A 15,798-nucleotide genomic window follows, 5' to 3' on the forward strand; every position below is an offset into this window, starting at 1 on the left:
CCAAATTTAATTCAACACAACAATGAGCTTAATAAAAGAATTCAACGACTACCGCACCCGCATGAACGAGAAGATCATGGAGGCGGACAATAAAGTGATCAAGCGCTTTTTCAACCTTGACACCAATGCCTACGCTGAAGGTGCCCTGGATGTGAAGACCAAAGAGATGCTGGGCCTTGCCTGTTCTATGGTGCTTCGCTGCGATGACTGCATCAAATACCACCTGGGCAAATGCTTTGAGTGCGGCCTCTCAGATGAAGAAGTATACGAGGTTTTTGCCATCGCGAATTTGATTGGTGGTTCCATCGTGATTCCGCATTTCCGCAGAGCTGTGGAGTACTGGGAAGAACTGAAAACTGAGCAGCAAGCGCAGCAATAAGGCGTTTTGTTTTAGGCCTATTTTCCGGTAAACGCTCTTAAAACCAATTTGCTTTTCGTGTGGATTTCTCAATCAATCGCCTTCAGAAATCAGAAAGTGCTTTTATGTGAAATCTTACTTTAAAGCTGCATTCTAAGGCTTTTTAAAGGAAAACAGGCCAAAAACACTCTTCAAAGTCAGTGGAAAAAGTAGAGTAATCCACTTCTGTTAAGCTGCACTTATCAACACCTACTTAAATGGAGAACGAAGAAGATTTTGATGTACGGTGGGCCGAACTCCGGCAGAACATCAAAAAGATGTTTGGGAAAAAGCCCGATCTGAACGCCATTCTTTTTTTGATTGGTGTGCAGGAACTAGGGCAGGGAGTTAGGGAGTTCACCAAAGAAGAAAAGCAGGACCTCATGCACATTGCCACCTGCAAGCTGCTGAGCTTATCAGGGTACTATGAGTTGGAGGGTCTGGATCAGGAGGGCTGGCCACACTGGAAATCGGTGAAGCCGCTGCCGGCATGCAATCTTAAGGAACAGGAACGCATGCTCAAGTGGCACGCACTGGAGTATTTTGACCAAATGAACAGATGAAAATCATTAGCTATAACGTAAACGGAATCCGATCTGCTATCTCCAAAGGCTTTTTGGATTGGGTAAAAGCCGCCAACCCCGATGTGCTCTGCCTGCAGGAAATCAAAGCCGATGAGACCAAGTTTGACAAAGCCTGCTTTGAGGAACTGGGCTACCACGTGTACATCCACCCGGCGGTGAAGAAGGGCTACAGCGGAGTAGCTATCCTTTCCAAAAAGGAGCCCAAAAACGTGTGCATCGGCTGCGGTATAGAGCAGTATGACCAGGAGGGACGCTTAATCCGGGCCGATTATGACGGCTACTCAGTGTTGAATGTGTACATGCCATCGGGCTCCAGCGGGGAACATCGCCAGGCATTCAAGATGGAATGGCTCCGCGATTTTCAACAGTACATTCAGGGTTTAAAGGCTACAGTGCCCGGTTTGGTCATTTGCGGCGACTACAACATCTGCCACCAGGCCATTGATATCCACAACCCTAAATCGAACGCGAACAGCTCAGGTTTCCTGCCCGAGGAGCGCAACTGGTTCAGCAGTTTTCTGCAGGACGGCTACATAGATTCATTCCGCCACTTCAACCCCGAGCCGCACCAGTATACCTGGTGGAGTTACCGCGCCAACGTGCGGTCCAAGAACCTGGGTTGGCGTATCGATTACCTGTTAGTATCTGAGCACCTGAAGCCCTACATGAAACGGGCAGCTATCCTCTCGGAGGCCAAGCACTCAGACCACTGCCCGGTGCTGCTGGAGATGCACCCGGTAGAAGCAGAGGCATAGATTACCCTCATTTTACAAGAGTGCGTTTTGGGACTGTTTTGAAGAAAGCAGGCTCAAAACGCATTTTTGTTTTAGAGCGGTCTGGTTCCTACTACCAAGCTTTCTTCAAGGCCTATTTAGAGGAAAGGAACCCAGCCCGTGCTCTGCATTGGACAATCCCAACGGCCACCTCTTCCATTTTGAGGCCGATTTCCCGAAAACTTACCAAAAACCGCACTGGTAGGTTCCAAATCAAAGAATAAACAATAAATTAGTAAGTAAAAGAGTTAATACTCTACTGATCAATTACGTATGTAATCAAAGGAAACAGCTGAGAATTCTTCTCTCTTTTGCATCGTTTCTGGGCTACCTTTCTAATTCTACGTTTTACTATGCGGGCTGCCGGTTCTTTAGACTCAGTTTTGCAGCAGCTTCAGGCGTTTAAGCGCAAATTTTACCTGAACCTGTTGGTCAAAGGCGCATTACTTTCCCTGGGGTTAGTACTGTCTTCTTTCCTGCTCATCACCATTCTGGAGTACTTCTTTTACTTTCAGCCAGGGGTAAGGGCGTTTCTGCTGTTCTCGTTTCTAGCCATCAGTGCGTTTGCCGTGGCTCGTTGGTTATGGACGCCGCTCATGGCGTTGACCAACCTCAAGAAGCTCCTGTCAGATGAACAGGCCGCCGTGCAGGTGTCGCATTATTTCCCCGAGATCCAGGATCGATTGCTGAATTTGCTGCAGTTGAAGAATGTGGCGATGAACAATGACCTGGTGGCCGCCAGTGTGGAGCAGCGCTCCGAGGAACTAGCCGGTTACCACTTCCCGGAACGGATTAAGCTCACCCAGAACCGATCTTACTTCAAATATGTGCTGCTACCCTTAGCGCTGGTATTGGTGCTGGCGTTCATTTACCCTACGCTTTTTGTGCAGGGTACCGAGCGGATCATCCACTTCAAGCGGCATTACGCGCCCAAAGCGCCGTTCCAGTTCGTGATTCAGAACCCGAATTTGCAGGCATTCAAAGGCGAGGATTTCCAACTGAAGGTGAACATTGAAGGCAGCTCCGTGCCTGAGGAAGTGTCTCTGGTGATTGATGGTAGGGTTATTCCTTTGAAAAAGCTGGACGAGCAGACCTACGTACACGATTTCCAGCAAGTGCAGGAATCCGTGGATTTCCAGCTCACCGGCGCAGGCTTTTTCTCGGAGGAAAACCATTTATCGGTGGTGGCCCGGCCTATGCTTCGGCAGTTAAAAGCTGAGCTGAAATACCCCGCTTATACCAAAAAGCCCGCCGAAACGCTGGACAACACCGGTGATCTCACCATTCCGGAAGGCACCCAGGTGACCTGGCGCCTGGCTGCGGACAACGCCGATTCACTGTGGCTCAAGTTCGATGCGCCGGCCCAGACTGTGAAAGCCCAAACCGAGGACGAGGAATACGTGGTGCGCAAGACATTCCTGCAGAGCCAGCAATACAGCATGCACCTCAAGAACCGCTATGCCGAAAACAAAGAGCAGATCTCGCACCAGATTACTGTGATCCCAGACCGAGCTCCGGAGATTACCCTGGAGCAGTTCCGTGACTCGGTGCTGTACTCGTACCTGGTGGTGGGAGGAACCATCTCAGATGACTATGGCTTCAGCCGTCTGGCGCTGCATTATCGTGTGCTCAAAGGCAACAAAGCCACCAGCGATTACAAAGCCGTGGCTATTCCGTTCAGCGGCAACCTGGCTACGCAATCGTATTTCCGGCAGCTGAACCTGAAACCGTTCAACCTGCAGCCCGGCGATAAGCTGGAGTACTACGTGCAGGTCACCGACAACGACCAGGTGCCGCAACCGAAGAGCGCCCGCACCTCCACCTTCATTTTCAAATACCCAGACCCGGCGGAATTGCAGAAATCCATTGAGGAAACGTCTAAGCAAGTGCAGTCTCAGATGAAGTCTTCGCTCACCAAAGCCGAGGAACTGCAGAAATCACTGGAGCAGAACGAAGAGAAGACCAAGCTGAAGAAAGAACTGTCTTACCAGGACAAAAAAGCACTGCAGGAGCTGGCCGAGAAGAAAAAAGCCCTGCAGGAAGAACTGGCCGAGCTTCAGAAGATGAACGATCAGCTGAACCAACAGCAGGAGCGTTTTTCGCCCGAAAACGAGAAACTAGCCGAAAAACGCGATCAGCTCAAGAAGATGATGGATCAGCTGCTGGATGAGGAAACCAAGAAGCTTTATGAGCAACTGGAGAAACTCTTGGAGCAAAAGCAGCCTCGGCCCGAGCAGATTCAGCCGCTTCTGGACAAACTGAACAACAAAGAAGAAAACCTGCAGAAAGAATTAGACCGCCTGCTGGAGATGTTCAAGCAACTGCAGGTGGAACAGAAACTGGAAGACGCCAAGCAAAAACTGGATGAACTAGCCAAGAAACAGGAAGACCTGGCCAACAAAACCGGCGAGCAGAACAACAAGCCAGACCAAAGCCTACAGCAGGAGCAGAAAAACCTTCAGGAAGAATTCAAGCAGATGCAGGAAGACCTGAAGGAAACCGAAAAGATGAACGAGCAACTGGAGAACCCTGAAGACATGCCTGACACCGAGAAATTGGAAGAGCAGATAGAGCAGGAACAGGAGAATGCTCAGGAGTCTATGCAGAAAGGCCAGAACAAGAAAGCCAGTCAGCAGCAGAAATCGGCGGCCCAGAAAATGCAGCAGATGTCTCAGCAGATGGAAAGCCAGGAAATGGAAGGCGACATGCAGCAAGCCCAGCAGAACCTGGACCACCTCCGCGACATTCTGGAGAACTTGGTAACGCTTTCATTTGACCAGGAGAAGCTCATGAAAGACTTCCGGAATGTGCAGCAGAGCGACCCTCGCTTCATTGGCCTGGCCCAGCAGCAGGTGAAACTCTCAGATGACGCCAAGATCATTGAAGACAGTTTGCTCTCGCTGGCCAAACGCGTGCCGCAGATACAGTCGTTCGTGACGCGGGAGGTGGGCACCATGGAGGAGGAGATGAACAAAAGCTCTGAGTCTATCAAAGACCGCAACCTGTCTAAAACCGGCACGCACCAGCAAATGGCCATGACTTCCATGAACAACCTGGCCCTGATGTTGAGCGATGTGCAGCAGCAGATGCAGCAGGCCATGATGGCCATGCAGCAGAGCGGCCCGGGTAAGAAGAAAGGCAAAGGCAAGAACGGCAAAAACCAGCCGGGAGCCTTGGGCCAGATGCAACAGCAACTGAATGAACAGATCCAGCAGCTCCAGAAAAGCGGCCAGAGCGGCAAAGAACTCTCTGAGTCGTTGGCCCGTTTGGCAGCCCAGCAGGAAATGCTCCGCAACGCCATGAAAGAACTGGCGCCTTCGCCCACCCAGCCCGGCGGGAAAGAAGGAGGGGAGAAACTCAGTAATTTGAGCAAACTGATGGAACAAACCGAAACTGATCTCGTTAATAAACGTCTTACGGAGCAGACCATGATGCGCCAGAAAGAGATTCTGACGCGTCTGCTGCAGGCAGAAAAGGCCGCCAATGAACGTGATTTGGACGAGAAAAGAGAGGCAAATACCGCCAGGGAATTGCCCGCCCGCATCCCGCCATCGCTTCAGAAGTACCAGGAACGCCAGAAACAGCAGACCGAAACGCTTCGTCAGAACCTACCTGCTTTAACACCTTATTATAAAAAGCAAGTAGATGCTTATTTTAAGCGATTAGGTTATTAGATTTGCAGACATTTCAGATATAGTAAACATATTATGAATCAAGTAAAAATTCAGATTCCTTCTATCATTGAGAATATCAGAATCGTGGAGAGCTTCATTGACAACTCCCGTGAGAAATTCCAGATTGAAGATGACATCTATGGTAATATCATGGTTGCCGTGACGGAATCTGTGAACAACGCCATCAGACACGGCAACAAGTTTGATAAGGATAAGAATGTTTATCTTTCTCTTTTTGTAGAACCCAACAAGCTCCGGTTTGAAGTGCAGGATGAAGGCAACGGTTTTGACCCAGAATCTTTGACAGACCCCACCGCTCCTGAGAACCTGGAGAACCCCGGCGGCCGCGGCATCTTCTTAATGCGCAACTTGTGCGACGACGTTACCTTCAGCAATGATGGTCGTACCGTCTCTTTAACTTTTAATATAGAGAATGCAGGAACTACCCATTGAGTTCTTTACCGAGGAGGTAGACTTTGAGGTAAAGAACGAAGCGAAAGTCAAAGCGTGGCTTTCACAAATAATTTCGAATTATGACTTCGAATTAGAATCTTTAAACTACATTTTTTGTTCCGATGAATATCTTCATCAGATGAATGTAGAATACCTGGAGCATGATACGCTCACTGATGTCATCACCTTTGATAATTCCGACTTTGAAGGAGTTATTGAAGGTGATGTTTTTATTAGTATTGACCGGATCGTGGATAACGCGGCAACTTTCAACATTACCCCCGAAGAGGAGCTTCACAGGGTAATGGCACATGGGTTGCTCCATTTGCTTGGTTTTGAAGACAAAACACCTGAAAAACAAGCTTTGATGCGTTCCAAAGAAAATGAGTGTCTAAAACTCCTGCAGTTGTAAACACTAGTTTCTGTAGTTTTACCTCACTTATCAACAATGTTTCACGTGAAACACCACATTAATCCACACTATGTTCACAAGTTATGATGTAATAGTAGTAGGGGCGGGCCATGCCGGATGTGAAGCAGCACATGCGGCCGCCACCATGGGATCGAAGGTATTGCTCGTAACCATGAACATGAACACCATTGCTCAGATGTCATGCAACCCTGCCATGGGTGGCGTGGCCAAAGGGCAGATCGTAAGAGAAGTTGATGCCCTGGGTGGCATGAGCGGTATCATTACGGACAAAACCATGATCCAGTTCCGGATGCTGAACATGTCCAAAGGTCCGGCCATGTGGAGTCCCCGTGCCCAAAGTGATCGCATGCGTTTCGCTGAGGAATGGAGAATGGCCCTGGAGCAAACGCCTAATATTGATTTCTGGCAGGAAATGGTGTCAGAGATTTTGGTGGAAGAGGGAAGAGCCGTAGGCGTGAAGACCAGCCTGGGCATTGAGATCAGAGCCAAAGCCGTAGTCTTGACCAACGGAACCTTCCTGAACGGCATCATCCATATTGGGGAGAAAAAATTGGGCGGCGGCAGAGCCGCCGAAAAATCTGCGAAAGGCATTACGGAACAATTGGTGCAGTTGGGCTTTGAAGCCGGCCGTATGAAAACCGGAACGCCTCCCCGCGTAGATGGCCGTAGCCTGAACTATGAAGCCATGGAAGAGCAGAAGGGAGATGAGAATCCGTCTAAGTTCTCTTACACCGATACGCCGGCGCTCACGAATCAGCGGAGCTGCTACATCACGTACACCAACTCCAAAGTTCACGAAATCCTGAAAACCGGGTTTGAGAAATCGCCTATGTTCCAGGGAAGAATCCAAGGATTGGGCCCGCGCTACTGCCCATCCATTGAAGACAAGATCAACCGCTTCGCGGAACGCGACCGTCACCAGATCTTCGTGGAACCGGAAGGGTGGAGCACCGTGGAGGTTTACGTGAATGGTTTCTCCAGCTCATTGCCGGAAGATGTGCAGTTCAAAGCCCTGCGAGAAATCCCCGGATTTGAGAACGCCAAGATGTTCCGCCCCGGTTACGCTATTGAATATGACTTCTTCCCACCAACCCAATTGAACCTGACGTTGGAAACCAAGCTGGTGGAAAACCTCTACTTTGCAGGGCAGATCAACGGTACCACCGGATACGAGGAAGCCGCTTGCCAAGGCCTTATGGCGGGAATTAACGCCCACAACAAGGTGCATAACGCAGAGCCGTTCGTCTTGAAAAGATCAGAGGCGTACATTGGCGTTTTGATTGATGATTTGGTAAACAAGGGTACAAACGAACCATACCGCATGTTCACCTCACGCGCCGAACACCGCATCTTACTCCGCCAAGACAACGCCGATCTTCGTCTTACTGAGAAAGGCTACCAACTGGGTCTGGCTTCTGAGGAGCGTCTGCAGAAAGTGAACCGCAAGAAACAGGAAACGCAGGAAGTCTTGACGTACCTGCAGCAGAAAGGAATAGAGCCGGAAGAAGTGAATGCAACGTTGCTTTCTTTAGACTCAGCGCCTATCAGCGAGCGGGCCAAAGCCGGCAATCTTTTGAAGCGCCCCAACGTGGAACTGGAGCACTTACTGGAGTCATCTGAAAGCCTGAAGCTGTACCTGAGCAAATATTTGCCGGAAAGTTTAGAGCAAGCGGTTATCTTGCTGAAGTACGCCAGCTATATTGAGAAAGAACACCAGATGGCCTCTAAGATGGAGGAACTGGAAAATTACCGCATCAAAGACCGGTTGGACTACAAAGCCATCACGGCGCTTTCCAATGAAGCCCGCGAGAAATTGCTGAAAATCCAGCCAGAAACATTAGGACAAGCATCGCGCATCAGTGGCGTATCTCCCGCAGATATCTCCATCCTGATGGTATACTTAGGAAAATAGAATGAGCTACGAACGGCTAGACCATTGCCCCATTTGTTCCAAAACAGAGTTTAAAAATTTTCTAGTAGTACAAGACAAGAGCGTAAGCCAGGAGAGCTTCGTGATTGTGCAGTGCACCCACTGCCAGCTCAAGTTCACCAACCCGCGCCCGGATGAAGGAAGCATAGGCCCGTACTATGCTTCCGAGGCGTACATTTCCCATTCAGATACCAGCAAAGGCCTGCTGAACAAAACCTACCGTTTGGTCAGATCCATGGCGGTAAAGAACAAAGTGGAACTGGTGAACCGCCTGGGCAGCAAAGGCAAAATCCTGGACTATGGTAGCGGAGTAGGGTATTTCCTGCAGGCATGCCAGAAAGATGGCTGGCAAGTGGAAGGCTTTGAGCCCAACGAAGTAGCCCGCAAGCAGACCGAAGAGAAAATCGGGAAGCCTTTGTACCAGGGTTCGCTGGAAGAATTAGGGGTGGAGAGCTTTGACGTGATTACCATGTGGCACGTGCTGGAGCATGTGCATACCCTCAATGAAACGCTCAAGGCACTGGTAAACGCTACCAAAACCGGCGGCCACGTGGTCATAGCCGTCCCCAACGCCGATTCCTACGACGCTAAGAAGTACGGAGCAGATTGGGCCGCCTATGACGTACCGCGGCATCTGTACCACTTCAACAAAGCCAGCATGCAGCGGCTTTTGAAAAAACACCGCCTGCAGCTGAAAGAAGTGTTGCCCATGAAATGGGACGCCTATTACGTGAGCATCCTGAGTGAGAAGTACAAGCACGGGCAAACCAAGATGCTGGACTCGTTCTATACGGGTTTCAGGTCTAACCTCCACGGCTCACAAAATGATAATTCCTATTCCAGTCAGATCTTCATAGCAAGGAAAAATTAAACCGATACACTAAGAGTAATGACCTTATAGTTTGACACTATAAGGTCATTTCCATTTTAAAGCCAAAAATGAAAAATCAGCTTAAAAACGCCTTCACCGCCGTTGCCTTATTCCTGTGCGGATGCGCCAGCATCAGTAGCCCCGAAGGAGGAGAGAAAGACATCACCGCGCCAAAACTGGTTACCGCCTATCCCAGAAACGGGCAAACCAACGTAAAACCAGAAACCATCATCTTAACTTTTGATGAAGCCATTCAGACCGTGGATCTCACGCGGCAGCTCATCATTGCGCCGTTCACAGACAACACGTATAAGAGCAGGGTGAAGGACAGAACCGTGGAACTGACCTTCAGCAAACCATGGGAAGAGAACACCACCTACAGCCTGAACTTCAGAAACAGCCTGGCAGACATCACGGAGAAAAATCCAGCCAAAAACGTCATCATCACCTTCAGTACCGGTCCGTTATTGGACTCAGGAAGAGTGAGCGGGAAAGCCACCCAACTGTTCAGCAACACGCCGCCCAAAGAAGTAAATGTACTGCTGTATCCCACCAATGACACTTCACAGGTAACCAAAGGCCGGCCGCTTTACGTGACCAGCACCGACTCCAGCGGCAATTTTGAGTTCAGAAACATCAAAGAAGGTAATTACTATATCTACGGCTTAACCGAGACCAACAACAACCTGCGCTATGACAACGAGAAGGAGAACATCGCTTACACGCCAGATTCAATTCAGGTTCGGCCGGCCGTGGAGAATATTCAGCTGCAGCTGCATACCCAGGATGTGACCCGGCCTAACGTAGTTTCCCGCAAAAGTTTCCTGAACGTGTATGAGGTGGAATATAATGAAGGAATCTCTAAGGCAACCGTCACCGCGCCCGATAACGATAGAAATATAAAATGGCTGATCGCCAACAACGGGAAAACGCTCCGGCTGTTTCCAGGAGTACCAGACGAGAAAAGATGGTTTGTGCAGGTCCAGGACAGCGCCGACAACCAACGGATAGATACTGTAGCCATCCGGCTCAGCGGCAATGCGGCTCCCCGGAGAAACAACTCCTACACGGTTCTAAACGGCGGCACTATCAAACCCGGCGAGCAGATCAGGCTGCAATTTGAGGTTCCCACCAAGATTGTGAATCCAGAAGCAGCCTTCACCTTTCTCTTAGATTCAACCACCACCGTCACCACCAAAGACACCACCCAAATGCGCCTGAACCAGGAGGGTACCCAGATCACCTTCAACCTTCCGTTGACGGCAAAAAAGGACATCACGCTGCAGATGGATACCACCAAAGTGGTGCCGTTCATTGGCGCGCACTATGAAACCAAAACCGAGAAACTTAGCATCACCGAGAAAGTGGACGCCGGCAGCCTGAAAGTGATCCTGGCCACAGAACAGAAAAGCTTCATTGTACAGTTGCTGCGGCAGAACGCGGTGGTGAAGGAAGTGAAGAACCAGAAAACCATTCTGTGGAACGATCTGCAGCCCGGCACCTACAACCTCAGAATTCTGGTAGACGAAAACGGCAACGGAAAATGGGACAATGGCTCCCTGAAAGACCGAAAATTACCCGAACCAGTGGTATTACCCACAGATTCCTGGGAGATCAGAACCAATTGGGAGATAGAAACTCAGGAAATCAGGTTTTAGGTGGAAACCCCGTGGATAACTGTGGACAATATTATGGATAAAACTGGAGCAAGTCTGAAAATTCAGAAATCCGAAACCGAAAAATCTACGTTCACAGACCAGAATGTGGGTAAGAGTTCATAAAATCAGAATTTCTCAGAAGTTATCAACCTGAGTATAAACGTTAGCCTATTTCAGACCCTTTTTGTGTGCAGAAGTGGAAATCTGAGATAAATGCTTGAAAATGATAAAAGAACAATCCACACGGCTGTGGGAATAAAGGTGGGTACCGCGAGGATATTCCAGAAGTGCGGGGAAAACCTGAGGATAAGATTTTTTATCCACTTCTGCACAGCCCTAATGACGAACAAGATTCTTTTTAAAAAAATCATTTTATAATAGATATCAGGTTGAGTTCGTGGAAAAGTGGGAAAAGCGCGCAGATCAGAAAAGAGAAAGGGGAGCTGGGGGGCGCGGCCGCGGTTTGCCGGCCAGGGTCCCCAACCACCCAAAATGCGGAAGAACCGCTTCTTTTGAGTAGTTTTAGGAAAAACAAACCGGAAACGGGACACCATATAACCAATAGAAACTATGGAACAGGACAGAGAGCAATTTGACAATGAGATAAAGCTGGGCTACGGCATAGGAGATCTGCGATTCGGGTTGAGCATGGATGACGTGGAAGACATCATGGGCGAGCCCGAGGAGATTGAAGAATCTACCGATGAAGATGAGTTTGAGCACAAGGCCTGGAACTACTGGGACAGCGGCTTCTCGTTCTACTTTGACAAAGAAGACGACTACCGCCTGAGCTGCATAGAGACTGCCAACCCCAACGTGACGCTGTTCGGGAAGAAGATTTTTGAAATGAGCCAGCAGGAAGTGGAAGATCTGTTTAAGCAGAACGGCGTGCAGAACGTAGAGAAAGAGAAGATAGAGAACAACGTGACCTGCCTCTCTTACGAGCGCGAGATGATTGACCTGTACTTTGAAGACGGGAAACTGCTGGCCGTGAACTTTGGCGTGCACATGGACGATAACCTGGAAGTGCTCTGGCCACAACCAAAGTAGAGAAACCCAGACCTTTCACTCAGATTGAAAGCAAAAAAAAGAGAGCCGCGACCAGCGGCTCTCTTTTTTTATGTTCTTAAAGGAAGGCGTTTCGGGTTTGTTTTCCCAAAAAGAGCCCTGAATCACGCAGGAATTCTAAGGGAAAGGGCCGATGGATTCTAAATATGAAAGCTGCGGAGCGTTCATATTAGCTGTTCCACGAAAAATCCCGTGGAACAGCCAAAAAGAAGGCCCCGAGAGAAGCGATTTTAAGCACCTTCAAGCCATCGGTACAGAAATAACGAACTCTCGTCAGCTAACTCCTTCCATCGTCTTCTAAAAGGTCTGTATCCGCAAAATGGATTTTCAGGATTAAACTCTAGGTAAGCAGTGCCCCGAGGTAGAATAGAAGAGTAATCTTGAAATGAGAGATGGCCAGAAATAAGATAGGCCCAAGTGAAAGCTTTTGGAAGTTAGGTTTCGGAGCAGTTTTACTAAAAGCAAGCCGAAAATGGATACAGCTCCACCAGGAGGGACAGCAGCAAAGGATTTCAGAAGGATGTAAAACAAAAGAGCCGCTCCATACACTGGAGCGGCTCTTTTGTTTTATAAGTTATGTAGTCTTAAGCGAACATCCAGCGGAAAAGCAGGAACAACGTACCAGACAGGAACATGGAAACTGGCAAAGTCAACACCCAAGCCAGGGCGATATTCCGGATGGTGCCGGCATTCAGGTTTTTGATCCCGCGGTTGGCCACCATACTACCCGCAATACCAGAAGAAAGAATATGCGTGGTACTTACGGGCAGCTTGAACACAAACGTAGAGAACCCGATCACGCTGGCCGCCATGAATTCAGCTGAAGCGCCCTGGGCATAGGTCAAGTGCTCTTTTCCGATCTTCTCCCCAATGGTTTTCACAATCCGCTTCCAGCCGATCATGGTCCCGATACCAAGGGAAAGCGCAATCATCATAATTACCCAGTTAGGAGCATAATCTGTATAAGAACGCATACCCGTTACACCGGCTTTCAACTGATCACGATCACGTTGGCTCAGGGTAATATCTGGGCTGTCCATCAGTTTATCGGTGCCTTTAGTGATCAACAGGATATCGCGGCGCAATACAAACCGGGAATCTTTAGGCAGGCTTTCAGTGGTAGGGTTAGCAGCAAGTACGCTGCGCATTTCGGCAACTTCGGTGTTCAGGAGGGCTAATTGCTTGGCATCAGAAGCAGAAAGGGTGGTGCTGTCTACTTTAGAGAGCACCTGCTCTACTTGCGTGATCGAGTTTCTCAGGCCCATCGGGTCTTTGTCGTTGTCCAGGGCGTAATAGGTTGGCACAATGGCAATCAAGATCAACATTACCAGACCAACTCCTTTTTGTCCGTCGTTGGAACCGTGGAAGAAAGACACCAGCGTACAGGTAATGATCAGGATGATACGGATCCACAACGGAGGCGCTTTGCGTTTGTGCGGCTCCTTGAAGATGGTCTTGTTCTTTACGAACCGTTTTAAGATAAACATCAGGAAAACGGTCAAAGTGAAGCCCAGGAACGGAGAAACGATCAAGGACATCCCGGTTTTGGTGGCCTCAGACCAGGCAAAGGTGGCTTCACGGGTTGAAGGCAGCAGAGAGTAGGCAATCCCCAGACCTAAGATAGAACCAATCAAGGTGTGGGAGCTGGAAGAAGGCAGACCGTAGTACCAGGTACCCACGTTCCAGATAATGGCACTTAATAATAGAGCGCCTACCATGGCAATTCCATGCCAGACATCCTGGTCAATCAAGGTTTCAATGGGCAGGAGGTACACAATCCCCATGGCTACCCCAATTCCTCCGGCGAAAACCCCGATGAAGTTCCAGAGACCTGACCACACTACTGCGGCCCAGGGGCGCAGGGTGTTGGTGTAAATGACGGTGGCTACGGCATTGGCGGTGTCATGGAAACCATTCACAAATTCAAAAGCACACGCGGCCAGTAAGCAAATTACCAGCAAGATCAACAGATCTGTTTCTAATCCGAACATAATTAAGTATAGGTGAGAAAAAAGGTGCCAAAAGTAACGGAATAATTTTCTTTCAATGTTACCGAATTGTTAAGGAATCATCAGAAAGGCAGTTATACGGCCACAAAAGTACAAAGTAGGAGCAAACCCTTCTCATCCTCAGTATTTTTACCCGAACATTTACAAGTAAAATGGGGTATCTTCCTAACCAAACCTAGGCGGCGTTTGAAAGAAAGTGCCCAAGAAACCTCTATATTTGCGCCCATGAGCACAACTGAGAAAACCACAGAAAACGCACAGTTAAAAGATATCATCTCGCATGCCAAGGAATACGGCTTCGTGTTCCCGTCCAGCGAGATTTATGACGGACTCCAGGCCGTGTATGACTACGGACAAAACGGGGTGGAACTGAAGAACAACCTCAAAACGCTTTGGTGGAAATGCATGACGCAACTCAACCAGAACGTGGTGGGCATTGACGCCGCCATCTTCATGCACCCACTTACCTGGAAAGCCTCGGGCCACGTGGACTCGTTCAACGACCCGATGATTGACAACAAAGACTCCAAGAAACGCTACCGCGCCGACGTGCTGCTGGAAGACAAAGCCGCCGAGTACGAGAAAGCCGGCAATGTGGAGAAAGCCCAATCTTTGCTCAAAGAAATGGCGCGTCTGCTGGAGACCGAAGATCTGAAAGGCGTACAGGAACTGATTATCTCAGAAGGTATAAAATGTCCAATTTCAGGCACATCTAACTGGACTGAGGTGCGCCAGTTCAACCTGATGTTCTCCACACAGGTAGGTTCTGTGGCCGAAGAGTCCAGCACCATTTATCTACGCCCCGAAACTGCCCAGGGAATCTTCGTGAACTTCCTGAACGTGCAGAAATCGGGTCGTATGAAAGTACCGTTCGGGATTGCCCAAATTGGTAAGGCTTTCCGGAACGAGATTGTGGCCCGTCAGTTCATCTTCAGAATGCGCGAGTTTGAACAGATGGAGATGCAGTTCTTCGTGCGCCCTGGTACTGAGATGGAATGGTACCAGCACTGGAGAAGCGTTCGTCGCCGTTGGCACGAGGCCTTGGGTGTCCCTACCGAGAAACTCCGCTTCCACGACCACGAGAAACTGGCCCACTACGCCAACGCCGCCGTAGACATTGAGTTTGAATTCCCGTTCGGTTTCAAAGAGGTAGAAGGTATCCACTCCCGCACTGATTTTGACCTGACCCAGCACCAGGAACTGAGCCGCAAAAAGCAGCAGTACTTTGACAATGATTTGAACGAAGATGGCAAACCATTCGGAAACTACGTGCCTTACGTGGTAGAGACCTCCGTGGGCGCTGACCGTCTGTTCCTGATGACCCTCTGCAACGCGTACCAGGAAGAGGAAATCACCGAAGGCGAGAACACCAAAACCCGTACCTTCCTGAAATTCCACCCGGCCATTGCCCCGGTGAAAGCCGCTATCTTCCCGCTGGTGCGCAAAGACGGTTTGCCAGACAAAGCCATGCAGATCTTCGATGACCTGAAATACGACTTCAATATCATCTACGAAGAGCGCGACGCCATCGGAAAACGTTACACCCGCCAAGACCTGATCGGTACCCCGTTCTGTATCGCCGTAGACTACGAGACCCTGGAGAACGACACCGTCACCGTCCGAGACCGCGACAGCCGCGAGCAGAAGCGCATGCACATCTCGGAGCTCCGCCAGTACATCGGCGACGCCGTGAGTTTCAAGCGTATTTTCGAGAAACTGTAAGCTGTGGATTTCAGTTTTTTTTCTAAAAACAGCTTCTAAACGCATTAACACGAAAAAGGCCTCTGCAGAAATGTAGAGACCTTTTTTGTGTGAATAAAAAGCAGAAGGAGGAAATCCGCTGAGCGCAGTTTTCCACGTGGTTCACCCTGCACATTTTCCAAAGTTTTCCATGGTTCAAGTCTGCGACTTGGACCTACCATGGTCTGCAGTTTGCAACTGCATTGAA

Annotated in this window: 12 protein-coding genes; 11 read left to right on the forward strand and 1 reads right to left on the reverse strand. The window is 49.4% G+C overall.

Going from position 1 to position 15,798, the window contains the following annotated elements:
* Positions 1-22 precede the first annotated feature (22 nt).
* The 10 genes from JT719_RS12635 (at position 23) to JT719_RS12680 (ending at position 11,823) form a co-directional block, all read left to right on the forward strand.
* Positions 23-379 (forward strand): carboxymuconolactone decarboxylase family protein, encoded by a 357-nt coding sequence (locus JT719_RS12635; RefSeq protein WP_205501147.1) that lies wholly within the window; start codon positions 23-25, stop codon positions 377-379.
* Positions 380-615: 236 nt separating this feature from the next.
* Positions 616-960 (forward strand): hypothetical protein, encoded by a 345-nt coding sequence (locus JT719_RS12640; protein WP_205501145.1) that lies wholly within the window; start codon positions 616-618, stop codon positions 958-960.
* A complete protein-coding gene (locus tag JT719_RS12645; protein ID WP_207433701.1) occupies positions 957-1,736 on the forward strand; it encodes an exodeoxyribonuclease III in 780 nt (259 codons plus the stop codon). Before JT719_RS12640 ends, JT719_RS12645 begins: the two co-directional genes overlap by 4 nt.
* Positions 1,737-2,137: 401 nt before the next feature.
* Entirely contained in the window at positions 2,138-5,428 is a 3,291-nt protein-coding gene (locus tag JT719_RS12650) for a DUF4175 family protein (RefSeq protein WP_242693235.1), read from the forward strand.
* A gap of 33 nt (positions 5,429-5,461) precedes the next feature.
* Positions 5,462-5,881, forward strand: a complete 420-nt coding sequence (locus tag JT719_RS12655; protein ID WP_205501138.1) for an ATP-binding protein — start codon at positions 5,462-5,464, stop codon at positions 5,879-5,881.
* Positions 5,862-6,293 carry an rRNA maturation RNase YbeY gene (gene ybeY / locus JT719_RS12660; RefSeq protein WP_205501136.1) on the forward strand — a complete coding sequence of 144 codons (432 nt, stop codon included), beginning with the start codon at positions 5,862-5,864 and terminating at the stop codon, positions 6,291-6,293. The genes JT719_RS12655 and ybeY overlap by 20 nt, the downstream gene beginning before the upstream one ends.
* A 70-nt stretch (positions 6,294-6,363) precedes the next feature.
* The gene (gene mnmG, locus JT719_RS12665) at positions 6,364-8,226 is read left to right on the forward strand and encodes a tRNA uridine-5-carboxymethylaminomethyl(34) synthesis enzyme MnmG (protein ID WP_207433703.1); all 1,863 of its coding nucleotides are present in this window, start codon (positions 6,364-6,366) and stop codon (positions 8,224-8,226) included.
* 1 nt (position 8,227) lies between these two features.
* Positions 8,228-9,115: a class I SAM-dependent methyltransferase gene (locus JT719_RS12670; RefSeq protein ID WP_207433704.1), complete on the forward strand. Its 888-nt coding sequence runs from the start codon at positions 8,228-8,230 to the stop codon at positions 9,113-9,115.
* A gap of 68 nt (positions 9,116-9,183) precedes the next feature.
* On the forward strand, positions 9,184-10,773 hold the full coding sequence (locus JT719_RS12675; RefSeq protein ID WP_207433705.1) for an Ig-like domain-containing protein: 1,590 nt from the start codon (positions 9,184-9,186) through the stop codon (positions 10,771-10,773).
* 570 nt (positions 10,774-11,343) lie between these two features.
* Entirely contained in the window at positions 11,344-11,823 is a 480-nt protein-coding gene (locus JT719_RS12680; protein ID WP_207433706.1) for a hypothetical protein, read from the forward strand.
* Between the two features lie 602 nt (positions 11,824-12,425).
* Here the strand turns inward: JT719_RS12680 and JT719_RS12685 are convergent.
* Positions 12,426-13,832 carry an inorganic phosphate transporter gene (locus JT719_RS12685; RefSeq protein WP_207433707.1) on the reverse strand — a complete coding sequence of 469 codons (1,407 nt, stop codon included), beginning with the start codon at positions 13,830-13,832 and terminating at the stop codon, positions 12,426-12,428.
* 243 nt (positions 13,833-14,075) lie between these two features.
* On the opposite strand from JT719_RS12685, the gene JT719_RS12690 reads away from it, so the two are divergent.
* Complete coding sequence (locus JT719_RS12690) at positions 14,076-15,572, forward strand: glycine--tRNA ligase (RefSeq protein ID WP_207433708.1); 1,497 nt, start codon at positions 14,076-14,078, stop codon at positions 15,570-15,572.
* Positions 15,573-15,798: the final 226 nt, after the last annotated feature.

This window comes from Sabulibacter ruber, from assembly GCF_017355955.1.
Lineage (GTDB): Bacteria > Bacteroidota > Bacteroidia > Cytophagales > Hymenobacteraceae > Nibribacter > Nibribacter ruber_A.